The following is a 22,101-nucleotide window of genomic DNA, read 5'->3' on the forward strand; positions in this document are numbered from 1 at the left end:
TGGCCGTACCGTTGGCGCGGGCGTGGTTGCTAAAGTTCTCGGCTAATCGCTGATAACATTTGACGCAATGCGCATGAAAAGGGCATCATTTGATGCCCTTTTTGCACGCTTTCACATCAGAACCTGGCTCATCAGTGATTATTTTTGTCATAATCATTGCTGAGACAGGCTCTGCAGAGAGCGTATAATCCATAAAGGGATTAGCGTTTCGATTTGGCTCGCCTCGCAATCGCGGGGTGAAATTATTTGTAGAATTCTTCTGACAGGTTGGTTTATGAGTGCGAATACCGAAGCTCAAGGGAGCGGGCGCGGCCTGGAAGCGATGAAGTGGGTCGCTGTTGCCGTGCTGCTGATTGTGGCAATCGTTGGCAACTATCTTTATCGTGACATGATGCTGCCGCTCCGCGCGCTGGCAGTGGTGATTCTGATTGCTGCAGCGGGCGGTGTCGCGCTGTTGACGACTAAGGGTAAAGCGACCGTTGCTTTCGCTCGTGAAGCACGTACCGAAGTCCGCAAGGTCATTTGGCCGACTCGCCAGGAAACATTGCACACCACGCTGATCGTGGCTGCAGTGACTGCGGTAATGTCACTGATCCTGTGGGGACTGGATGGTATTCTGGTTCGCCTGGTTTCCTTTATTACTGGCCTGAGGTTCTAAGATGTCTGAAGCCCCTAAAAAGCGTTGGTACGTCGTTCAGGCGTTTTCCGGTTTTGAAGGCCGCGTAGCAACGTCGCTGCGTGAGCATATCAAATTACACAACATGGAAGAGTTATTTGGCGAAGTTATGGTTCCGACCGAAGAAGTGGTTGAGATCCGTGGCGGCCAACGTCGCAAAAGCGAGCGTAAATTCTTCCCGGGTTACGTGCTGGTTCAGATGGTGATGAACGATGCGAGCTGGCACCTGGTGCGCAGCGTACCGCGCGTGATGGGCTTTATCGGCGGCACGTCTGACCGTCCGGCGCCAATCAGCGATAAAGAAGTTGATGCGATTATGAACCGCCTGCAGCAGGTGGGTGATAAGCCGCGTCCGAAAACGCTGTTTGAACCGGGTGAAATGGTTCGTGTTAGCGACGGTCCGTTTGCTGACTTTAATGGCGTCGTTGAAGAAGTGGACTACGAGAAGTCCCGCCTGAAAGTTTCTGTTTCTATCTTCGGTCGTGCGACCCCGGTAGAACTGGACTTTGCGCAGGTCGAAAAAGCCTAAGCAGCGATCAAAAAAGCGGCGATTTAATCGTTGCACAGGGCGCGAGATTGGAATACAATTTCGCGCCTTTTGTTTTTATGGGCCCCGGCCCGTAAAACGAATTTTATTCACGGGGAGCCTCCCTGAGGCGCTATCACCCAATCAGAGGATTTTAGAATGGCTAAGAAAGTACAAGCCTACGTCAAGCTGCAGGTTGCAGCTGGTATGGCGAACCCAAGTCCACCAGTTGGTCCAGCTCTGGGTCAGCAGGGTGTGAACATCATGGAATTCTGTAAAGCGTTCAACGCAAAAACTGAATCCCTGGAAAAAGGTCTGCCAATCCCAGTCGTAATCACTGTTTACGCTGACCGTTCTTTCACTTTCGTTACCAAAACCCCTCCAGCAGCTGTTCTGCTGAAGAAAGCGGCTGGTATCAAGTCTGGTTCCGGTAAACCGAACAAAGACAAAGTGGGTAAAATTTCCCGCGCTCAGCTGCAGGAAATCGCGCAGACCAAAGCTGCCGACATGACTGGTGCCGACATTGAAGCGATGACTCGCTCAATCGAAGGTACTGCACGTTCCATGGGCCTGGTAGTGGAGGACTAAGAAATGGCTAAACTGACCAAGCGCATGTCCGTGATCCGTGACAAAGTTGATGCGACCAAACAGTACGACATCAACGAAGCTATCGCTCTGCTGAAAGAACTGGCAACTGCTAAGTTCGTTGAAAGCGTTGACGTTGCCGTTAACCTCGGCATCGACGCGCGTAAATCCGATCAGAACGTTCGTGGCGCAACTGTACTGCCACACGGTACTGGCCGTTCCGTTCGCGTAGCTGTATTTGCTCAGGGTGCGAACGCTGAAGCTGCTAAAGCTGCCGGCGCTGAACTGGTAGGTATGGAAGATCTGGCTGATCAGATCAAGAAAGGCGAAATGAACTTTGACGTTGTTATTGCTTCTCCAGATGCAATGCGCGTTGTTGGCCAGCTGGGCCAAGTTCTGGGTCCACGCGGCCTGATGCCAAACCCGAAAGTTGGTACTGTAACCCCTAACGTTGCTGAAGCGGTTAAGAACGCTAAAGCAGGTCAGGTTCGTTATCGTAACGACAAAAACGGCATCATCCACACCACCATCGGTAAAGTGGACTTTGACGCTGACAAACTGAAAGAAAACCTGGAAGCTCTGCTGGTTGCGCTGAAAAAAGCGAAACCAACTCAGGCGAAAGGCGTGTACATCAAGAAAGTTAGCATCTCCACCACTATGGGTGCAGGTGTTGCAGTTGACCAGGCTGGCCTGAGCGCTGCTGCAAACTAATGCCTTTACGTGGGCGGTGATTTTGTCTACAATCTTACCCCCACGTTTGCTAACAAAAGTTAGCGGCTAAAAGATTTGTTCGTTGGAGCCTGGCCTAATCCAGGCCTCCGTCGAAGACCGCAGGTGTTTCGCAAGAGACTTAATCCCCTGCGTAGACGGTGACAGAACGCTAAGATTATTTTTGGATACTCTGGCTTGTTTCTGCTCACCGTATTAAGACGCTCTTTCCGTTGGGGAGAGTGAAGTGAGTTCCGGAACATGAGTTCCGGCAAACATCCAGGAGCAAAGCTAATGGCTTTAAATCTTCAAGACAAACAAGCGATTGTTGCTGAAGTCAGCGAAGTAGCCAAAGGCGCGCTGTCTGCAGTAGTTGCGGATTCCCGTGGCGTTACTGTAGACAAAATGACTGAACTGCGTAAAGCAGGTCGTGAAGCTGGCGTATACATGCGTGTTGTTCGTAACACCCTGCTGCGCCGCGTAGTTGAAGGTACTCAGTTCGAGTGCCTGAAAGACACGTTTGTTGGTCCGACCCTGATTGCATACTCTATGGAACACCCGGGCGCTGCTGCTCGTCTGTTCAAAGAGTTCGCGAAAGCGAATGCAAAATTTGAGGTCAAAGCTGCAGCCTTTGAAGGTGAGTTGATCCCGGCATCGCAAATCGATCGCCTGGCAACCCTGCCGACCTACGAAGAAGCAATTGCACGCCTGATGGCAACCATGAAAGAAGCTGCGGCTGGCAAACTGGTTCGCACTCTGGCTGCTGTACGCGATGCGAAAGAAGCTGCTTAATCGCAGTTATCTTTATAAAGCATTTGCTTACGTATAAACTTATTCTGATTTTCAGGAACAATTTAAATGTCTATCACTAAAGATCAAATCATTGAAGCAGTAGCAGCTATGTCCGTAATGGACGTTGTAGAGCTGGTTTCTGCAATGGAAGAAAAATTCGGTGTTTCTGCTGCTGCTGCTGTAGCTGTAGCTGCGGGCCCGGCTGAAGCTGCTGAAGAAAAAACTGAATTCGACGTAATTCTGAAAGCTGCTGGCGCTAACAAAGTTGCTGTTATCAAAGCAGTACGTGGCGCAACTGGCCTGGGTCTGAAAGAAGCTAAAGACCTGGTAGAATCTGCTCCAGCTGCGCTGAAAGAAGGCGTGAGCAAAGACGACGCAGAAGCACTGAAAAAATCTCTGGAAGAAGCTGGCGCTGAAGTTGAAGTTAAATAAGCCAACTTTTCTGGTTGCAGCCTGAGTAATTAGGCTGATGGCTGGTGACTTTTTAGTCACCAGCCTTTTTGCGCTGTAAGGCATCAGTAGCATTTCACACTGTTTGACTGCTGATTGTCCTGACAATGCATGTTTCTATCGACGACTTAATATATTGCGACAGGGTGCTCGCTCTGTGTAAATCGCGACGAAATGATTTAAGCGTGATAGCAACAGGTATTGCGGAAAGTATTCAATTTTCCGGTCCACAAAATGGTGTTGCACAAACTGTCCCTTCGTCGGACAGATGGGTCGACTTGTCAGCGAGCTGAGGAACCCTATGGTTTACTCCTATACCGAGAAAAAACGTATTCGTAAGGATTTTGGTAAACGTCCACAAGTTCTGGACATTCCATATCTCCTTTCTATCCAGCTTGACTCGTTCCAGAAGTTTATCGAGCAAGATCCTGAAGGGCAGTACGGTCTGGAAGCAGCCTTCCGCTCCGTGTTCCCGATTCAGAGCTATAGCGGTAACTCCGAGCTGCAGTACGTCAGCTACCGCCTTGGCGAACCGGTGTTTGACGTTCAGGAATGTCAGATCCGTGGCGTGACCTATTCCGCACCGCTGCGCGTAAAACTGCGTCTGGTGATCTACGAGCGCGAAGCTCCGGAAGGCACCGTAAAAGACATTAAAGAACAAGAAGTCTACATGGGTGAAATTCCACTCATGACAGACAACGGTACTTTCGTAATCAACGGTACTGAGCGTGTTATCGTTTCCCAGCTGCATCGTAGCCCGGGCGTCTTCTTCGACAGCGATAAAGGTAAAACACACTCTTCCGGTAAAGTACTGTATAACGCACGCATCATTCCTTACCGTGGTTCATGGCTGGACTTTGAGTTCGATCCGAAAGACAACCTCTTTGTCCGTATCGACCGTCGTCGTAAGCTGCCTGCAACCATCATTCTGCGTGCACTGAACTATACCACTGAGCAGATCCTGGACCTGTTCTTTGAGAAAGTGATCTTTGAAATCCGCGACAACAAGCTGCAGATGGAGCTGGTGCCGGAACGTCTGCGTGGTGAGACCGCGTCGTTCGACATCGAAGCCGACGGCAAAGTGTATGTGGAAAAAGGTCGCCGTATCACCGCGCGCCACATCCGCCAGCTGGAAAAAGATGATATCAAACACATCGAAGTTCCGGTTGAATACATTGCAGGAAAAGTAGCCGCGAAAGATTACGTTGATGAATCAACTGGCGAGCTGATCTGCCCGGCGAACATGGAGCTGAGCCTGGATCTGCTGGCTAAGCTGAGCCAGTCTGGCCACAAACGTATCGAAACGCTGTTCACCAACGATCTGGACCACGGTGCGTATATCTCTGAGACTATTCGCGTCGACCCAACCACCGATCGTCTGAGCGCGCTGGTAGAAATCTACCGCATGATGCGTCCTGGTGAGCCACCAACTCGCGAAGCGGCGGAAAGCCTGTTCGAGAACCTGTTCTTCTCCGAAGACCGCTACGATCTGTCTGCGGTTGGTCGTATGAAGTTCAACCGTTCTCTGCTGCGCGACGAAATCGAAGGTTCCGGTATCCTGAGCAAAGACGACATCATCGAAGTGATGAAGAAGCTCATCGATATCCGTAACGGTAAAGGCGAAGTGGACGATATCGACCACCTCGGCAACCGTCGTATCCGTTCCGTAGGCGAAATGGCGGAAAACCAGTTCCGCGTTGGCCTGGTACGTGTAGAGCGTGCGGTGAAAGAGCGTCTGTCTCTGGGCGATCTGGATACCCTGATGCCTCAGGATATGATCAACGCCAAGCCGATTTCTGCAGCAGTGAAAGAGTTCTTCGGTTCAAGCCAGCTGTCTCAGTTCATGGACCAGAACAACCCGCTGTCTGAGATTACGCACAAACGTCGTATCTCTGCACTCGGCCCAGGCGGTCTGACCCGTGAACGTGCAGGCTTTGAAGTTCGAGACGTACACCCGACGCACTACGGTCGCGTATGTCCAATCGAAACGCCTGAAGGTCCAAACATCGGTCTGATCAACTCCCTGTCCGTGTACGCACAGACTAACGAATACGGTTTCCTTGAGACCCCGTACCGTAAAGTGACCGACGGTGTTGTAACCGATGAAATTCATTACCTGTCTGCTATTGAAGAAGGTAACTACGTTATCGCTCAGGCGAACTCCAACCTGGATGACGAAGGCCACTTTGTAGAAGATCTGGTTACCTGCCGTAGCAAAGGCGAATCCAGCTTGTTCAGCCGCGACCAGGTTGACTACATGGACGTATCCACCCAGCAGGTGGTATCCGTCGGTGCGTCCCTGATCCCGTTCCTGGAACACGATGACGCCAACCGTGCATTGATGGGTGCGAACATGCAACGTCAGGCCGTTCCAACTCTGCGCGCTGATAAGCCGCTGGTTGGTACCGGTATGGAGCGTGCTGTTGCCGTTGACTCCGGTGTTACTGCAGTTGCTAAACGTGGCGGTACTGTTCAGTACGTCGATGCATCCCGTATCGTTATCAAAGTTAACGAAGACGAGATGTATCCGGGCGAAGCAGGTATCGACATTTATAACCTGACCAAATATACCCGTTCTAACCAGAACACCTGTATCAACCAGATGCCTTGCGTGTCTCTGGGTGAGCCAGTTGAGCGCGGCGACGTGCTGGCAGACGGTCCGTCCACCGACCTCGGTGAACTGGCGCTCGGTCAGAACATGCGCGTAGCGTTCATGCCGTGGAACGGTTACAACTTCGAAGACTCCATCCTCGTCTCCGAGCGTGTGGTTCAGGAAGATCGTTTCACCACCATTCATATTCAGGAACTGGCATGTGTGTCCCGTGACACCAAGCTGGGGCCAGAAGAGATCACCGCTGACATCCCTAACGTGGGTGAAGCTGCGCTCTCCAAACTGGATGAATCCGGTATCGTTTACATCGGTGCGGAAGTGACCGGCGGCGACATTCTGGTTGGTAAGGTTACGCCTAAAGGTGAAACCCAGCTGACGCCAGAAGAGAAACTGCTGCGTGCAATCTTCGGTGAGAAAGCGTCTGACGTTAAAGACTCTTCTCTGCGCGTACCAAACGGTGTTTCCGGTACGGTTATCGATGTTCAGGTCTTCACTCGTGACGGCGTTGAGAAAGATAAGCGTGCGCTGGAAATCGAAGAGATGCAGCTCAAACAGGCTAAGAAAGACCTGTCTGAAGAACTGCAAATCCTCGAAGCGGGTCTGTTCAGCCGTATCTATGCGGTGCTGGTTGCCGGTGGCGTTGAAGCTGAGAAGCTCGACAAACTGCCTCGCGATCGCTGGCTGGAACTGGGCCTGACCGACGAAGAGAAACAGAATCAGCTGGAACAGCTGGCTGAGCAGTATGACGAACTGAAACACGAGTTCGAGAAAAAACTCGAAGCGAAACGCCGCAAAATCACTCAGGGCGACGATCTGGCACCAGGCGTGCTGAAGATTGTTAAGGTGTATCTGGCTGTTAAACGTCAGATCCAGCCTGGTGATAAGATGGCAGGTCGTCACGGTAACAAGGGTGTTATCTCTAAGATCAACCCGATCGAAGATATGCCGCACGATGCTAACGGTACGCCGGTAGATATCGTACTGAACCCGCTGGGCGTACCGTCTCGTATGAACATTGGTCAGATCCTGGAAACTCACCTGGGTATGGCTGCGAAAGGCATCGGCGATAAGATTAACGCCATGCTGAAACAGCAGCAGGAAGTCGCGAAACTGCGCGAATTCATCCAGCGTGCCTACGATCTGGGTACCGACGTGCGTCAGAAAGTCGACCTGAACACCTTCAGCGATGAAGAAGTGCTGCGTCTGGCAGAGAACCTGCGCAAAGGTATGCCAATTGCAACGCCGGTATTCGACGGTGCAAAAGAAGCTGAAATTAAAGAGCTGCTGCAACTGGGTGGTCTGCCAACGTCTGGTCAGATTACGCTGTTTGACGGCCGTACTGGTGAACAGTTCGAACGTCCGGTAACCGTAGGTTACATGTACATGCTGAAACTGAACCACCTGGTCGACGACAAGATGCACGCTCGTTCTACCGGTTCTTACAGCCTGGTTACTCAGCAGCCGCTGGGTGGTAAGGCACAGTTCGGTGGTCAGCGCTTCGGGGAGATGGAAGTGTGGGCGCTGGAAGCATACGGCGCGGCATACACCCTGCAGGAAATGCTCACCGTTAAGTCTGATGACGTGAACGGTCGTACCAAGATGTATAAAAACATCGTGGACGGCAACCATCAGATGGAGCCGGGCATGCCAGAATCCTTCAACGTACTGTTGAAAGAGATTCGTTCGCTGGGTATCAACATCGAACTGGAAGACGAGTAATTCTCGCTCAAACAGGTCACTGGTGCCGGGTTAACCCCCGGCACCAGATTGTGCTAACTCCGACGGGAGCAAATCCGTGAAAGATTTATTAAAGTTTCTGAAAGCGCAGACTAAAACCGAAGAGTTTGATGCGATCAAAATTGCTCTGGCTTCGCCAGACATGATCCGTTCATGGTCTTTCGGTGAAGTTAAAAAGCCGGAAACCATCAACTACCGTACGTTCAAACCTGAACGTGACGGCCTTTTCTGTGCGCGTATTTTCGGGCCAGTAAAAGATTACGAGTGCCTGTGCGGTAAGTACAAGCGCCTGAAACACCGTGGTGTGATCTGTGAGAAGTGCGGCGTTGAAGTGACCCAGACCAAAGTGCGTCGTGAGCGCATGGGCCACATCGAGCTGGCGTCTCCGACCGCTCACATCTGGTTCCTGAAATCTCTGCCGTCCCGTATCGGTCTGCTGCTGGATATGCCGCTGCGCGATATCGAACGTGTTCTGTACTTCGAATCTTATGTGGTTATCGAAGGCGGGATGACGAACCTGGAACGTCATCAGATCCTGACTGAAGAGCAGTATCTGGACGCGCTGGAAGAGTTCGGTGACGAATTCGACGCGAAGATGGGTGCGGAAGCTATTCAGGCCCTGCTGAAGAGCATGGATCTGGAGCAAGAGTGCGAGCAGCTGCGTGAAGAGCTGAACGAAACCAACTCCGAAACCAAACGTAAAAAGCTGACCAAGCGTATCAAACTGCTGGAAGCGTTCGTTCAGTCTGGTAACAAACCAGAGTGGATGATCCTGACCGTTCTGCCGGTTCTGCCGCCAGATCTGCGTCCACTGGTTCCGCTGGATGGTGGTCGTTTCGCAACGTCCGATCTGAACGATCTGTATCGTCGCGTTATCAACCGTAACAACCGTCTGAAACGTCTGCTGGATCTGGCTGCGCCGGACATTATCGTACGCAACGAAAAACGTATGCTGCAGGAAGCGGTAGATGCCCTGCTGGATAACGGTCGTCGCGGTCGTGCGATCACCGGTTCTAACAAACGTCCTCTGAAATCTTTGGCCGACATGATCAAAGGTAAACAGGGTCGTTTCCGTCAGAACCTGCTCGGTAAGCGTGTTGACTACTCCGGTCGTTCTGTAATCACCGTAGGTCCATACCTGCGTCTGCATCAGTGCGGTCTGCCGAAGAAAATGGCACTGGAGCTGTTCAAACCGTTCATCTACGGCAAGCTGGAACTGCGTGGCCTCGCCACCACCATCAAAGCCGCTAAGAAAATGGTTGAGCGTGAAGAAGCTGTCGTTTGGGATATCCTGGACGAAGTGATCCGCGAACACCCGGTACTGCTGAACCGTGCACCAACTCTGCACCGTTTGGGTATCCAGGCATTTGAGCCAGTCCTGATCGAAGGTAAAGCTATCCAGCTGCACCCGCTGGTTTGTGCGGCCTATAACGCCGACTTCGATGGTGACCAGATGGCTGTTCACGTACCGCTGACGCTGGAAGCCCAGCTCGAAGCGCGTGCGCTGATGATGTCTACCAACAACATCCTGTCCCCAGCGAACGGTGAACCAATTATCGTTCCTTCTCAGGACGTTGTACTGGGTCTGTACTACATGACCCGTGACTGTGTTAACGCCAAAGGCGAAGGCATGGTGCTGACTGGCCCGAAAGAAGCTGAGCGTATTTATCGCGCTGGCCTGGCCTCTCTGCATGCGCGCGTTAAAGTGCGTATCACCGAATACGAAAAAGATGAAAACGGCGAATTCGTTGCGAAAACCAGCCTGAAAGACACGACCGTTGGCCGTGCCATTCTGTGGATGATCGTACCGAAAGGTCTGCCTTTCTCCATCGTCAACCAGGCGCTGGGCAAGAAAGCGATCTCCAAAATGCTGAACACCTGTTACCGCATTCTGGGTCTGAAGCCGACCGTTATCTTCGCTGACCAGACAATGTATACCGGCTTTGCTTACGCAGCGCGTTCAGGTGCATCTGTTGGTATCGATGACATGGTCATCCCAGAGAAGAAACACGAGATCATCTCTGAAGCGGAAGCCGAAGTTGCTGAGATCCAGGAGCAGTTCCAGTCTGGTCTGGTTACCGCGGGCGAACGCTATAACAAAGTTATCGATATCTGGGCAGCGGCGAACGATCGTGTATCCAAAGCGATGATGGATAACCTGCAGACCGAAACCGTGATTAACCGTGACGGCGTAGAAGAGCAGCAGGTTTCCTTCAACAGCATCTACATGATGGCCGACTCCGGTGCGCGTGGTTCCGCAGCACAGATTCGTCAGCTGGCAGGTATGCGTGGTCTGATGGCGAAGCCAGATGGCTCCATCATCGAAACGCCAATCACCGCGAACTTCCGTGAAGGTCTGAACGTACTCCAGTACTTCATCTCCACGCACGGTGCTCGTAAGGGTCTGGCGGATACCGCACTGAAAACTGCGAACTCCGGTTATCTGACGCGTCGTCTGGTTGACGTTGCGCAGGATCTGGTTGTGACCGAAGACGATTGTGGCACCCTCGAAGGTATCACCATGACCCCGGTTATCGAGGGCGGTGATGTTAAAGAGCCACTGCGCGATCGCGTTCTGGGTCGTGTAACCGCGGAAGACATTCTGAAGCCGGGTACTGCAGACATTCTGGTTCCACGCAACACGCTGCTGCACGAGCACTGGTGTGACCTGCTGGAAGCGAACTCTGTTGACTCCGTGAAAGTACGTTCCGTTGTATCCTGTGACACCGACTTTGGTGTATGTGCGCACTGCTATGGTCGTGACCTGGCGCGTGGCCACATCATCAACAAAGGTGAAGCAATCGGCGTTATCGCGGCACAGTCCATCGGTGAGCCGGGTACACAGCTGACGATGCGTACGTTCCACATCGGTGGTGCGGCATCTCGTGCGGCTGCTGAATCCAGCATCCAGGTGAAAAACAAAGGTAGCATCAAGCTCAGCAACGCGAAGTCAGTTGTTAACTCCGCTGGCAAGCTGGTTGTGACCTCTCGTAACACCGAGCTGAAGCTGATCGACGAATTCGGTCGTACCAAAGAGAGCTATAAAGTGCCTTACGGTGCGGTTATGGCGAAAGGTGATGGCGAGCAGGTTGCCGGCGGTGAAACCGTTGCAAACTGGGATCCACACACCATGCCGGTTATCACCGAAGTAAGTGGTTTCATCCGCTTCACTGACATGATCGACGGCCAGACCATTACTCGTCAGACGGACGAGCTGACCGGTCTGTCTTCTCTGGTGGTTCTGGATTCTGCTGAACGTACTACCGGTGGTAAAGATCTGCGTCCTGCACTGAAAATCGTTGATGCTCAGGGTAACGACGTTCTGATCCCGGGTACCGACATGCCTGCGCAGTACTTCCTGCCGGGTAAAGCGATCGTTCAGCTGGAAGATGGCATTCAGATCGGTGCGGGTGATGCTCTGGCGCGTATTCCACAGGAATCCAGCGGTACCAAGGACATCACCGGTGGTCTGCCACGCGTTGCGGACCTGTTCGAAGCACGTCGTCCGAAAGAGCCTGCAATCCTGGCTGAAATCAGCGGTATCATCTCCTTCGGTAAAGAGACCAAAGGGAAGCGCCGTCTGGTTATCACTCCAGTAGATGGCAGCGAACCGTACGAAGAGATGATTCCTAAGTGGCGTCAGCTCAACGTGTTCGAAGGTGAACGTGTAGAACGTGGTGACGTGGTTTCCGATGGTCCAGAAGCTCCGCACGACATTCTGCGTCTTCGTGGCGTACACGCAGTAACGCGTTACATCACCAACGAAGTACAGGACGTTTACCGTCTGCAGGGCGTTAAGATTAACGATAAGCACATCGAAGTTATCGTTCGTCAGATGCTGCGTAAAGCAACCATCGAAAACGCAGGAAGCTCCGAGTTCCTGGAAGGCGAGCAGGTTGAATACTCACGCGTCAAGATCGCTAACCGCGAACTGGAAGCGAACGGCAAAATCGGTGCGACCTTCTCGCGCGATCTGCTGGGTATCACCAAAGCGTCTCTGGCAACCGAGTCCTTCATCTCTGCAGCATCGTTCCAGGAAACGACTCGTGTCCTGACCGAAGCCGCTGTTGCAGGTAAACGTGATGAACTGCGCGGTCTGAAAGAGAACGTCATCGTGGGTCGTCTGATCCCGGCTGGTACCGGTTATGCGTACCATCAGGATCGTATGCGTCGTCGTGCTGCGGGCGAACTGCCAGCTGCACCGCAGGTGACTGCTGAAGATGCATCCGCGAGCCTGGCAGAACTGCTGAACGCAGGTCTGGGCGGTTCCGACAACGAGTAATCGTTGATGCCGTAAATAAAAAACCCGCCTCGGCGGGTTTTTTTACATCTGCATGTATTCAATTCACCAACGGGATCCGACGATAAAGCTCAATCATATCGCCCGCCAGATCCTGAATGACCATGGCGTTCATCAGGTGATCCTGCGAGTGGACGGTGATCAGGTTAACCGGAAGCTTCCCGGTCCCCTCATCAAGACCGATAAGCTGCGTCTGGATCGTGTGCGCATGCTTCACATATTCGCGCGACTCTTCCATCGCTTTTTCTGCTTCGTCAAACTCACCTTTACGCGCCATCTGTAACGCCGTCAGGGCCGCACTGCGCGCCGCGCCTGCGTTGACCAGCAGTTCCATAATCGTTGTTTCTAAGTCTTCCATTATGACTCCAGAAGTTTGAGCGCTTTTTCCAGGACGGCATCCCCTTTCATCATGCCGTAATCCATCATGTCGATCACCGCGACCTTTTTACCCAGCGGCTCGGCCTGCGCCTGAAGTTTAGCCTGCTCGTATTTAACCTGTGGCCCCAGCAATACGATGTCGGCCGTCGCGATGTTGTCTTTAAACTCCGCAACCGGAACGGCTTTAATGGTGACTTCAACTCCTTTTTTCTGCGCGGCGTCTTTCATACGTTGAACCAGCATGCTGGTTGACATTCCCGCTGCACAGCATAAAACGATGTTCTTCATAATCAGCCTCGATCTACATGTGTTTATTGATAATTATCCCGTGCAGACCGCTTCAACAACCGCTTTACCGCGATTGTGTGTCAGGCATCACAAAGAAACCGGTGATTTTCTGAAACCGGTTACAATTTTGCATTGTCGGGCACCCGGCCCGTGGAAACGGGCAGGGTGAAAGAGGCAGGATTAGCTGATGGACGTTCGGTTAATGCGGTTTTTGCCCTGCTGTTTGGCGCTGTAGAGGGCATTATCAACGCTCCCGACAAATTGCTCCAGCGGTTCAAAATGCCACTCTCCAAGACCGCCGCTGAACGTAACCCGCAGGTTTTCTTCCCGCCAGACGCGCTTTTCAACGGCGGTACGCCACGCTTCCAGCAATGAGAGCGCGGAAGACATCTGCTCAGCCTGAAAGATTACCGCGAACTCCTCTCCACCATAACGGTAAATTGAGATGTGATGTGGCTGCATGATCTGAATCCCTTCGCGAGCCACGTTACGCAGAACAATATCACCGGTCAGGTGGCCCAGCGTGTCGTTAATTGACTTGAAGTTATCAATGTCTACCAGCGCCATCGCGAAAGGCTGCTGGGCATTCAGCAGCTCCGCGACATCGCTGTCGAACGCGCGGCGGTTTTTACAGCCCGTCAGCGCATCGTGAGTGGCCTGGCGAACATACGCCATTTCACGCTCTTTGTTGGACTGAATCGTGTGGCTCAGCATCGCTTCCAGGCGCGGCGCCTCGCTAACATCGCCAGTTTTGATGGCATTGATAATGTGCATCAGCACTGAACGCGAGGCGTGGCGGAGGTATAAGCCGAAGAGGATGATGATGATGGCGGCCAGCGCAAACCCCCAGCCAACGATTGTTGTTTCGTGACGGGTAATATCTGTGAGCGTCTCGCCAGAGACCCGGTAGATGACAAACCAGTCCGGGTTGGTAAACGAGTAGTAGTAATACCAGGCGTTGCTTTTCTTGTCGTAAAGATGACCTTCGCCGCTGGTCATTTTGTCCATCAGCGCTTCGCTCACGTACTGTTTGAACAGCGCGCCGGTATCCGGATGCAGCACCACGGCACCATCGCGTTCGACGACGAAGAATTCCCCCTGAACGGGCGCCACCATCTGGCGCAGGGTGAAGCCCATAGACGTCAAATCGAGATGGAAAGCGAGCGTTCCCTTCAGTCTCCCTTCAGGCGAAATCAAAGGCTTATAGAGTGTTACCGTCGGATGGCCAGTGAAGTAGTCCATGTAGGGACGGGTGTAGTGACTGAAGATACTGGCTTCCGCCTGAGCGACGAACCACGGGCGTGTCCGGGGATCGAAGGTTTTACTCGTCTCCGTGGGGAGCACCTCTGGTGCGCGAAGATAATGCCCCTGCGTGTCCGCCAGCGAGATGGAGGAGACGGTCGGCATCAGGTTCTGCAAATGCATCATCATCTGCAGCCCTTGCGTCGGGTTGACGTTGAGCGTCTCGTTTAGCCTGTCGTCGCGGGCAAAGTACATCGCGGAACGGCCCAGGATATAGTCGTTTTCACGCAGGATAGATTCGGTGTAGTTCACCGCCAGGTTATGCGTGAAGTTGCTATTGATCTTATGATAATCCTCAAGAAAATCCTTTCGTTGCGAAAGCGTTACCGCGATCGCGATCACCGCAAAACTGCAGAGGATCCCCGCAAAGCTGAGCATGATTGGCCGTGTAAAAGAGAGCTTTTTGCTGTGAAGTGCCATGAGCTGTACATCGTTCCTGATGGTGAATATTTTTCGTCTGCCGATATCCTCTCAGCATAGTCGCTGTCCTGCGGTTAGCGGTGAATTATACGGTGCACGATTTCTGACGAGATGATTTATCTTAAGAACCATTAAGAAAATACTTATTCATTTGCCGGGGGCAGTTTGTGAAATGAATCAGAGGCAGGGCGAAACGAGGAAGAAGCTTTTCGCCCCGGTCAGCATCCGTTGCTGACCTTGTGACAATAAAAAACCGGACGATCGATGACAATCATCCGGTTTTGCCTTTTCGTAGCGTCTCGACAAATTTCTATGATGTTGCTGTGCGTTTCAACGTCATTGCGAGGCTCTTCCCAGCCAGCTGTCCCAGTCTTTCCAGACAGGCTGAAGGCCCTGCGCCGTCAGGGCTGCGGCGACCGCTTCCGGACGTCGCCCGTCATGCGGCACAAACTGCTCCAGCTCCGGACGATCGTCGGCGTAGCCGCCAGGCTGCGTTTTGGAAAATGCGCTGACGTTGTTAATTGCAAGCGGGATAACGCGATCGCGAAACGCCGGGGACTCACGCGTTGAGAGCGATAATTCAACTTCCGGGGCGAGCAGGCGAAACGCGCAGATCGTCTGCACCAGCTGGCGTTCATCCATTAGCGAAGCCGGTTCGATCCCTCCCGCACAGGGGCGCAGGCGCGGGAAGGAGATGGAATAACGGCTCTGCCAGTAGTGCTGCTGGAGCCACAGCAAATGTTCCGCCACCATATAACAATCCACCCGCCAGCTGTCGGAGAGCCCGATCAGCGCACCCAGACCGATTTTGTCGATACCCGCGCGGCCGAGCCTGTCCGGCGTTTCCAGCCGGAAAAAGAAATCCTGTTTCTTACCCTTCAGGTGGTGCCGGGCGTACGTCGCCTCATGATAGGTTTCCTGGTAGACCATGACCCCGTCCAGCCCGAGGTTTTTGAGCTCTGCGTACTCCTCCTGCGACAGGGGCTGCACTTCCATCTGCAACGACGAAAACTGACGACGAATGGCGGGAAGGTGCTGACGGAAATAGTCCATTCCCACTTTTCCCTGATGTTCGCCCGTGACCAGCAGAAGATGTTCAAAGCCCATTTCACGAATGGCCGCACACTCCCGGGAAATCTCATCTTCATCGAGCGTTTTACGCTTGATGCGGTTGCTCATGGAAAAACCGCAGTAGGTGCAGTCATTGGCGCACAGGTTGGAGAGATAGAGCGGCACGTAGAAGCTCACCGTGTTGCCAAAACGCTGGCGGGTGAGCCGCTGTGCTCGCTGGGCCATCGGTTCGAGGTACGCGCTCGCCGCGGGGGAGAGCAGGGCCATCAGATCCTCGCGGGTCAGATGGCGGGCATGCAGCGCGCGCTCCACGTCAGCCGCCGTTTTGCTGTTGATGCGCAGGGCAATGTCGTCCCAGTTAAGCTGCCGCCAGCGCTCGGTAAACGTGCTCATGAGATCGCCTCCAGAAAACCGGTCAGCGGGCTGGTGGCCTGCGCCTGGAAACTGCGCGAACCGGGGCCGGCTCCCCTTGCCAGCAGGCCAGCCTCTACGGCCATGCGGAATGCACGCGCCATCATGACCGGGTCGTCGGCAACCGAGATGGCCGTGTTGACCAGCACCGCGTCGGCGCCCATCTCCAGCGCTTGCGCGGCATGGCTGGGCACGCCAATGCCCGCATCAACGACCACCGGCACGGTGGCCTGCTCGATGATGATCTCCAGCATCGCGCGGGTTTCCAGCCCCTGGTTGGAGCCAATGGGGGCCCCCAGCGGCATGACGGCAGCGCATCCGACCTCTTCGAGACGTTTGCACAGAACAGGGTCAGCGCCGCAGTAAGGCAGAACGGTAAACCCTTGCTGCACCAGCTTTTCAGCCGCTTTCAGCGTTTCAATCGGGTCGGGCAGCAGCCAGCGGGCATCCGGATGGATTTCCAGCTTTAGCCAGCGGGTGCCGAGCGCCTCGCGGGCCAGCTGCGCGGCAAAAATCGCCTCTTCGGCCGTTTTGGCGCCGGAGGTGTTGGGCAACAGCGTGACGCCTGCTTCCAGCAACGGAGCCAGAATGGCATCGCTGTGGTGGCGCAGATCCACGCGCTTGAGCGCCAGCGTCACCAGCTGGCTGCCGCTTTCGCGAATGGCATCCACCATCAGCTGCGGCGAGGCGAATTTTCCGGTTCCGGTAAACAGATGCGAATCAAAAACCTTATCGGCAATACGTAACATCTCAGCCCCCTGCGATAACCTGAAACAGCAGGATCTGGTCGCCTTCATTGACCTGCTGATGTTCCCACTGCTCGCGCGGCAGGATCTGTTGATTGAGCGCCAGCGCCGTTCCCGGCTTGAGCTGACGCAGCTTGTCGAGCAGTGCGGCAACGGTAAGCCCGTCGTCGCATCTCATCGGCTCATCGTTAAACAGAATGCGCATCGCGGTCTCCACATACCGGGCAGCGGCTGGCGCGGCGTAACGCCAGCTGGCGCCAGCTGCTGGAGCGGGCATCAAACAGCCGCAGCGTATTGCGTTCCGTCTCCATGCCGCTGAGCAGCTTGATGGCCTCCAGCGCCTGCATGGTGCCCATCACCCCGACCACCGGGCCAAGAATGCCCGCCGTACGGCAGTTGCGCGTCGGCTCGGTATCGTCTGGCCACAGGCAGCGATAGCAGCCCTGCGTCCAAGGCGGGGTCAGGACCATCATTTGCCCGCCGAACCCCACCGCGCTGGCGGTAATGAGCGGCGTATGATTTGCCACGCAGGCGGCGTTAATCGCCTGGCGCGTCGCCATGTTGTCGGTACAGTCCAGCACCACGTCAGCAAGGGCGACTTCACGGCGCAGGCTTTCACCGCTAAGCCGCTCCTGTAAGGCAATCAGCTCGATATCCGGGTTGAGCTGCGCCAGGCGCTGCCGGGTGATTTGCGCTTTCGGCTGGCTGATATCGTCGGTAGTAAAGAGGATTTGCCGCTGCAGATTGCTGAGGTGGACCTCATCGTCGTCCGCCAGCACCAGCGTACCGATACCTGCGCCTGCCAGATAAAGCGCGGCGGGTGCGCCTAATCCCCCGAGTCCAACAATCAGCACCCGGCTGGCGAGCAGCTTTTGCTGTCCGTCGATGGCGATATCTTCCAGCAGGATCTGACGGCTATAGCGCATAAAATCACGATCGTTCATCACCAGCTCCTACCAGCTGTAACAGCTGTTCGGTGGCGGACCGCCAGTCTGCGGCCTGGGTGATGGCACTGACGACGGCGATACTGCCGACGCCGGTCTCCAGCACCGCCGGGGCACGTTCAAGGCTGATTCCGCCGATGGCGACGGTGGGGTAATCGGCAAGGCGTTTAACGTGACTTGCCAGCTGCGTCAGACCCTGCGGAGCGGAGGGCATCTGCTTGGTTTGCGTCGGGAAGACGTGACCGAGCGCGATGTAAGAGGGACGGGCCGCCAGGGCCACGTCAATCTCCATGTCATCGTGCGTTGACACGCCCAGACGCAACCCGGTTTCACGGATTGCGCTCAGATCCGTTGTTTCCAGGTCCTCCTGGCCCAGATGCACGCCGTACGCCCGGTGCTTAACGGCCAGCCGCCAGTAGTCGTTGATAAACAGGCGGGCGTTATACCGGCGCCCCAGCGCAATGGCGGCAACCACATCGGCTTCCACCTCGTCATCGCGTTTATCCTTGATGCGCAGCTGGATCGTTCGAACGCCTGTCTCCAGCAGGCGCTCTATCCACGCCACGCTGTCCACCACCGGATAGAGCCCTAAACGGAAGGGGACGGGTGGGAAATCAGGCTGGTACATTACGCCTCCTCTTTTTTGAGGTAGATTTCGCCGCCTTTGGCGCGAAAGGTTTCAGACATGTCGGCCATACCGACTTCGATGGTTTGCGTGGCGGCGTAGTCGCGCACCTCCTGGCTGATTTTCATCGAGCAGAATTTTGGCCCGCACATGGAGCAGAAGTGCGCGACTTTGCCTGATTCCTGCGGCAGGGTTTCGTCGTGATAGGCGCGGGCGGTGAACGGGTCCAGCGCCAGGTTGAACTGGTCTTCCCAGCGGAATTCAAAGCGCGCCTTCGACATGGCGTTATCGCGGATTTGCGCGCCCGGATGGCCCTTGGCCAGATCCGCCGCGTGGGCGGCAATTTTGTAGGTAATCAGCCCCTGCTTCACGTCCTCTTTGTTTGGCAGGCCGAGGTGCTCTTTCGGCGTCACGTAGCAGAGCATGGCGCAGCCGAACCAGCCGATCATCGCCGCGCCAATGCCTGAGGTGAAGTGGTCATAGCCCGGCGCAATATCGGTGGTCAACGGTCCCAGGGTATAGAACGGGGCCTCATGGCAGTGCTCCAGCTCTTCGGTCATGTTGCGGCGGATCATCTGCATCGGCACGTGTCCCGGGCCTTCAATCATTACCTGCACGTCATACTCCCAGGCGATTTTGGTCAGTTCGCCCAGCGTGTGGAGCTCGGCAAACTGCGCTTCGTCGTTGGCGTCACGGATGGAACCCGGGCGCAGGCCGTCGCCCAGCGACAGGGAGACGTCATAGGCGGCGCAGATTTCGCAGATCTCGCGGAAGTGTTCGTAGAGGAAGTTCTCCTGGTGGTGGGAGAGGCACCACTTCGCCATGATGGAGCCGCCGCGCGAGACGATGCCGGTCAGACGCTTCGCGGTCATCGGCACATAGCGCAGCAGCACGCCCGCGTGAATGGTGAAGTAGTCCACGCCTTGCTCGGCCTGCTCCAGCAGGGTGTCGCGGAACGCTTCCCAGGTGAGGTCTTCGGCAATGCCGTTGACCTTCTCCAGCGCCTGATAAATCGGGACGGTGCCAATCGGTACCGGGCTGTTACGCAGGATCCATTCGCGGGTTTCGTGAATATAGCGGCCGGTGGAGAGATCCATTACCGTGTCCGCACCCCAGCGCGTGGACCAGACCAGCTTTTCCACCTCTTCTTCGATGGAGGAGGTGACGGCCGAGTTACCGATGTTAGCGTTGACCTTCACCAGGAAGTTGCGGCCGATAATCATCGGCTCGGATTCCGGGTGGTTAATGTTGGCGGGGATAATCGCGCGGCCGGCGGCCACTTCGTCACGTACAAATTCCGGCGTGATGTTCTCCGGCAGGCGCGCGCCAAAGCCTTCACCAGGATGCTGATAGCGCAGCACTTCGCTGCGGATACGCTCGCGACCCATGTTTTCACGGATGGCGATGAACTCCATCTCCGGCGTGACGATACCCTGGCGGGCGTAGTGCAGCTGGGTCACGCATTTACCCGCTTTAGCACGTTTTGGCGTCAGCAGGCCGGTAAAGCGCAACTCGTCCAGACCGTCGTCGGCCAGGCGCTCTTTGGTGTACGCAGAGCTGAGCACGCTCAGCTCTTCGCAGTCGTTACGCGCGTCAATCCACGGCTGGCGCAGCTTTGCCAGCCCCTGCTGGACGTTGATGGCAACATCAGGATCGCCGTATGGGCCGGAGGTGTCATACACCGGTACGGCTTCGTTGTCTTCATACTGTGGATTCTCTTTGCTGCCGCCGATAAGCGTCGGGCTGAGCTGGATTTCGCGCATCGGGACGCGGATATCGGCCTGCGAGCCGGAAATGTAGATGCGTTTCGAGTTGGGGAAAGCGGTGCCTTCCAGGGTATCGATGAAGTGTTGGGCCTGTGCGCGCTGTTCGCGGCGGGTCAGTTTTGCAGTAGACATAGCTCATTCCAAAAGTGAAGGACATGGCTTGTCAGACGACGGATGAAGCAAGAGAGGATCGCCCGGGGGGCGATACAACAGCAGTGTGACTCTTGTTCCCTTCGCAGGTATTAGCCTGATCAGGTTCCGCGGATCCCGAATTAACGGTCTCAGCCCGGCTTTCGCTCTGGGCACTCCGACAAGAAAAATCCCCCTCGTGAGAGGGGCGAATGGTTGTAAATTACTCGTTAACGATTAAGAACTCAAGCAGGGCGCGCGACGTTCTCTTCGTTACTGATGTTCAAATCATTGTCCAGGGCGAGAGAGATCAGCTTATCTTCCAGCGTGAATCGCTCCTCCAGCGCTTCGCCGAGGTCGGATAGCGCTTTCTGGAACTCAAGATAGTTATCGTGATCGATGGCATTCTCGAGCGCGGAATCATAGTAATCCATGATCTGCTGGGTATTGGCTTCCAGCAGCGGATAGAGCTTGCTGGCCGCTAAATACGGCGTTGTCCCTTCCATTTCGCGGATAATGCGTTCATAAATATTGAAATGGCCGTCGGACAGATAGTCGACCAGGCCCTGACAAAAATCATCCAGCGCTTTTTCGTTCAGCCGCATAAACGATTCTTTGCCAGGCTTAATGCCGACCAGATTGTAATAAGCCACGAGTAGATGCTTGCGCACATGCAGCCAGCGATCCACCAGTTTGTTACTTCCTCTAACGCGCTCAGTCAGGCTTTCTAGCTGGTTTAACATGGTCGACTCCGCAAAGTGTAGGATTGAATCTGCTCATCCAGAATGTAACCACAATGCTAACAACATGTCAGTGAAGCGAAGGTAGTGCAATAGATATGGATCGTATTATTGAAAAATCAGATCTGGGTTGGTGGATCGTCAGCCACGAACAAAAATTATGGTTGCCCGGTGGAGAACTGCCCTACGGTGCGGCGGAAACGTTCGATCTCGTGGGCCAGCCTGCGCTAGAGATCGGCGAGTGGCAGGGTGAGCCTGTGTGGTTGATCCAGCAAGCGCGTCGTCAGGATATGGGATCCGTTCGCCAGGTGTTGGATCTGGACGTGGGCCTGTTCCAGCTGGCGGGGCGCGGCGTGCAGTTGGCGGAGTTTTATCGCTCGCACAAATACTGCGGCTACTGCGGTCATACCATGCACCCGAGCAAAACCGAGTGGGCGATGCTCTGCAGCCACTGCCGCGAGCGCTACTATCCGCAGATTGCGCCGTGCATTATCGTCGCTATCCGCCGGGATGATTCCATTCTGCTGGCGCAGCATACACGTCATCGCAACGGCGTACACACCGTGCTGGCCGGCTTCGTCGAGGTGGGCGAAACGCTGGAGCAGGCGGTGGCGCGCGAGGTAATGGAGGAGAGCGGCATCAAAGTGAAGAACCTGCGCTACGTCACCTCCCAGCCGTGGCCGTTCCCGCAGTCGCTGATGACGGCCTTTATGGCCGAATATGACAGCGGCGAGATCGTTATCGATCGGAAAGAGCTGCTGGATGCGAACTGGTATCGCTACGACGATTTACCGCTGTTACCACCGCCGGGTACCGTGGCGCGTCGGCTGATAGAAGATACCGTGGCGATGTGTCGGGCCGAGTATGAGTAGTGTTACACTGAGGCCATGACGCTT

The 22,101-nt window shown here is 54.8% G+C and carries 19 protein-coding genes and 1 riboswitch; of the genes, 9 read left to right on the top strand and 10 right to left on the bottom strand.

Going from position 1 to position 22,101, the window contains the following annotated elements; genetic code table 11:
• Positions 1 to 274: 274 nt before the first annotated feature.
• The 8 genes from secE to rpoC all read left to right on the top strand — a co-directional run bounded on the left by secE (position 275) and on the right by rpoC (position 12,367).
• On the top strand, positions 275 to 658 hold the full coding sequence (gene secE, locus LRM19_RS20585; protein WP_014068449.1) for a preprotein translocase subunit SecE: 384 nt from the start codon (positions 275 to 277) through the stop codon (positions 656 to 658).
• Position 659: 1 nt separating this feature from the next.
• Positions 660 to 1,205, top strand: a complete 546-nt coding sequence (gene nusG, locus LRM19_RS20590) for a transcription termination/antitermination protein NusG (protein WP_002438628.1) — start codon at positions 660 to 662, stop codon at positions 1,203 to 1,205.
• Positions 1,206 to 1,361: 156 nt separating this feature from the next.
• Complete coding sequence (gene rplK / locus LRM19_RS20595; RefSeq protein WP_008503452.1) at positions 1,362 to 1,790, top strand: 50S ribosomal protein L11; 429 nt, start codon at positions 1,362 to 1,364, stop codon at positions 1,788 to 1,790.
• A 3-nt stretch (positions 1,791 to 1,793) separates the two neighbouring features.
• Entirely contained in the window at positions 1,794 to 2,498 is a 705-nt protein-coding gene (gene rplA, locus LRM19_RS20600) for a 50S ribosomal protein L1 (protein WP_006810530.1), read from the top strand.
• Positions 2,499 to 2,789: 291 nt separating this feature from the next.
• The gene (gene rplJ, locus LRM19_RS20605) at positions 2,790 to 3,287 is read left to right on the top strand and encodes a 50S ribosomal protein L10 (protein ID WP_003862338.1); all 498 of its coding nucleotides are present in this window, start codon (positions 2,790 to 2,792) and stop codon (positions 3,285 to 3,287) included.
• Between the two features lie 66 nt (positions 3,288 to 3,353).
• On the top strand, positions 3,354 to 3,719 hold the full coding sequence (rplL, locus tag LRM19_RS20610; protein ID WP_002445276.1) for a 50S ribosomal protein L7/L12: 366 nt from the start codon (positions 3,354 to 3,356) through the stop codon (positions 3,717 to 3,719).
• A 319-nt stretch (positions 3,720 to 4,038) separates the two neighbouring features.
• Positions 4,039 to 8,067, top strand: coding sequence for a DNA-directed RNA polymerase subunit beta (rpoB, locus tag LRM19_RS20615; protein ID WP_032644498.1), 4,029 nt, complete (start codon positions 4,039 to 4,041; stop codon positions 8,065 to 8,067).
• A 76-nt stretch (positions 8,068 to 8,143) separates the two neighbouring features.
• Positions 8,144 to 12,367 carry a DNA-directed RNA polymerase subunit beta' gene (gene rpoC, locus LRM19_RS20620; protein WP_023309968.1) on the top strand — a complete coding sequence of 1,408 codons (4,224 nt, stop codon included), beginning with the start codon at positions 8,144 to 8,146 and terminating at the stop codon, positions 12,365 to 12,367.
• 58 nt (positions 12,368 to 12,425) lie between these two features.
• Here the strand turns inward: rpoC and LRM19_RS20625 are convergent, their stop codons facing one another.
• The 10 genes from LRM19_RS20625 to rsd form a co-directional block, all read right to left on the bottom strand.
• Positions 12,426 to 12,743 (bottom strand): PTS lactose/cellobiose transporter subunit IIA, encoded by a 318-nt coding sequence (locus tag LRM19_RS20625; RefSeq protein ID WP_008503455.1) that lies wholly within the window; start codon positions 12,741 to 12,743, stop codon positions 12,426 to 12,428.
• Complete coding sequence (locus tag LRM19_RS20630; protein ID WP_023334100.1) at positions 12,743 to 13,051, bottom strand: PTS sugar transporter subunit IIB; 309 nt, start codon at positions 13,049 to 13,051, stop codon at positions 12,743 to 12,745. Before LRM19_RS20630 ends, LRM19_RS20625 begins: the two co-directional genes overlap by 1 nt.
• 180 nt (positions 13,052 to 13,231) lie before the next feature.
• Complete coding sequence (locus LRM19_RS20635) at positions 13,232 to 14,773, bottom strand: sensor domain-containing diguanylate cyclase (protein WP_271369723.1); 1,542 nt, start codon at positions 14,771 to 14,773, stop codon at positions 13,232 to 13,234.
• A 336-nt stretch (positions 14,774 to 15,109) separates the two neighbouring features.
• A complete protein-coding gene (gene thiH / locus LRM19_RS20640; protein ID WP_271369724.1) occupies positions 15,110 to 16,237 on the bottom strand; it encodes a 2-iminoacetate synthase ThiH in 1,128 nt (375 codons plus the stop codon).
• On the bottom strand, positions 16,234 to 17,004 hold the full coding sequence (thiG, locus tag LRM19_RS20645; protein WP_127729200.1) for a thiazole synthase: 771 nt from the start codon (positions 17,002 to 17,004) through the stop codon (positions 16,234 to 16,236). The genes thiH and thiG overlap by 4 nt, the downstream gene beginning before the upstream one ends.
• A 1-nt stretch (position 17,005) precedes the next feature.
• Positions 17,006 to 17,206, bottom strand: coding sequence for a sulfur carrier protein ThiS (gene thiS, locus LRM19_RS20650; protein WP_032644502.1), 201 nt, complete (start codon positions 17,204 to 17,206; stop codon positions 17,006 to 17,008).
• Positions 17,190 to 17,945, bottom strand: coding sequence for a HesA/MoeB/ThiF family protein (locus LRM19_RS20655; protein ID WP_271369726.1), 756 nt, complete (start codon positions 17,943 to 17,945; stop codon positions 17,190 to 17,192). The genes thiS and LRM19_RS20655 overlap by 17 nt, the downstream gene beginning before the upstream one ends.
• Positions 17,932 to 18,573: a thiamine phosphate synthase gene (gene thiE, locus LRM19_RS20660; protein WP_271369727.1), complete on the bottom strand. Its 642-nt coding sequence runs from the start codon at positions 18,571 to 18,573 to the stop codon at positions 17,932 to 17,934. The genes LRM19_RS20655 and thiE overlap by 14 nt, the downstream gene beginning before the upstream one ends.
• The gene (gene thiC / locus LRM19_RS20665; protein WP_271369728.1) at positions 18,573 to 20,468 is read right to left on the bottom strand and encodes a phosphomethylpyrimidine synthase ThiC; all 1,896 of its coding nucleotides are present in this window, start codon (positions 20,466 to 20,468) and stop codon (positions 18,573 to 18,575) included. The genes thiE and thiC overlap by 1 nt, the downstream gene beginning before the upstream one ends.
• A 79-nt stretch (positions 20,469 to 20,547) precedes the next feature.
• A riboswitch (TPP riboswitch) is annotated at positions 20,548 to 20,656 on the bottom strand.
• 54 nt (positions 20,657 to 20,710) lie between these two features.
• The gene (rsd, locus tag LRM19_RS20670) at positions 20,711 to 21,208 is read right to left on the bottom strand and encodes a sigma D regulator (protein WP_115877037.1); all 498 of its coding nucleotides are present in this window, start codon (positions 21,206 to 21,208) and stop codon (positions 20,711 to 20,713) included.
• Positions 21,209 to 21,303: 95 nt separating this feature from the next.
• Here rsd and nudC point away from each other — a divergent pair, with 95 nt between their 5' ends.
• Positions 21,304 to 22,077 carry an NAD(+) diphosphatase gene (gene nudC / locus LRM19_RS20675; RefSeq protein WP_115877038.1) on the top strand — a complete coding sequence of 258 codons (774 nt, stop codon included), beginning with the start codon at positions 21,304 to 21,306 and terminating at the stop codon, positions 22,075 to 22,077.
• Positions 22,078 to 22,101: the final 24 nt, after the last annotated feature.

It is taken from the genome of Enterobacter sp. PI-10, assembly GCF_027947695.1.
Classification (GTDB): Bacteria; Pseudomonadota; Gammaproteobacteria; order Enterobacterales; family Enterobacteriaceae; genus Enterobacter; species Enterobacter vonholyi.

What these genes read in the sequence shown, in the direction of transcription:
- secE (WP_014068449.1), top strand. Translation starts at nt 275, where the DNA reads ATGAGTGCGAATACCGAAGCTCAAGGGAGCGGGCGCGGCCTGGAAGCG.
- nusG (WP_002438628.1), top strand. Translation starts at nt 660, where the DNA reads ATGTCTGAAGCCCCTAAAAAGCGTTGGTACGTCGTTCAGGCGTTTTCC.
- rplK (WP_008503452.1), top strand. Translation starts at nt 1,362, where the DNA reads ATGGCTAAGAAAGTACAAGCCTACGTCAAGCTGCAGGTTGCAGCTGGT.
- rplA (WP_006810530.1), top strand. Translation starts at nt 1,794, where the DNA reads ATGGCTAAACTGACCAAGCGCATGTCCGTGATCCGTGACAAAGTTGAT.
- rplJ (WP_003862338.1), top strand. Translation starts at nt 2,790, where the DNA reads ATGGCTTTAAATCTTCAAGACAAACAAGCGATTGTTGCTGAAGTCAGC.
- rplL (WP_002445276.1), top strand. Translation starts at nt 3,354, where the DNA reads ATGTCTATCACTAAAGATCAAATCATTGAAGCAGTAGCAGCTATGTCC.
- rpoB (WP_032644498.1), top strand. Translation starts at nt 4,039, where the DNA reads ATGGTTTACTCCTATACCGAGAAAAAACGTATTCGTAAGGATTTTGGT.
- LRM19_RS20625 (WP_008503455.1), bottom strand. Translation starts at nt 12,743, where the DNA reads ATGGAAGACTTAGAAACAACGATTATGGAACTGCTGGTCAACGCAGGC.
- LRM19_RS20630 (WP_023334100.1), bottom strand. Translation starts at nt 13,051, where the DNA reads ATGAAGAACATCGTTTTATGCTGTGCAGCGGGAATGTCAACCAGCATG.
- LRM19_RS20635 (WP_271369723.1), bottom strand. Translation starts at nt 14,773, where the DNA reads ATGGCACTTCACAGCAAAAAGCTCTCTTTTACACGGCCAATCATGCTC.
- thiH (WP_271369724.1), bottom strand. Translation starts at nt 16,237, where the DNA reads ATGAGCACGTTTACCGAGCGCTGGCGGCAGCTTAACTGGGACGACATT.
- thiG (WP_127729200.1), bottom strand. Translation starts at nt 17,004, where the DNA reads ATGTTACGTATTGCCGATAAGGTTTTTGATTCGCATCTGTTTACCGGA.
- thiS (WP_032644502.1), bottom strand. Translation starts at nt 17,206, where the DNA reads ATGCGCATTCTGTTTAACGATGAGCCGATGAGATGCGACGACGGGCTT.
- LRM19_RS20655 (WP_271369726.1), bottom strand. Translation starts at nt 17,945, where the DNA reads ATGAACGATCGTGATTTTATGCGCTATAGCCGTCAGATCCTGCTGGAA.
- thiE (WP_271369727.1), bottom strand. Translation starts at nt 18,573, where the DNA reads ATGTACCAGCCTGATTTCCCACCCGTCCCCTTCCGTTTAGGGCTCTAT.
- thiC (WP_271369728.1), bottom strand. Translation starts at nt 20,468, where the DNA reads ATGTCTACTGCAAAACTGACCCGCCGCGAACAGCGCGCACAGGCCCAA.
- rsd (WP_115877037.1), bottom strand. Translation starts at nt 21,208, where the DNA reads ATGTTAAACCAGCTAGAAAGCCTGACTGAGCGCGTTAGAGGAAGTAAC.
- nudC (WP_115877038.1), top strand. Translation starts at nt 21,304, where the DNA reads ATGGATCGTATTATTGAAAAATCAGATCTGGGTTGGTGGATCGTCAGC.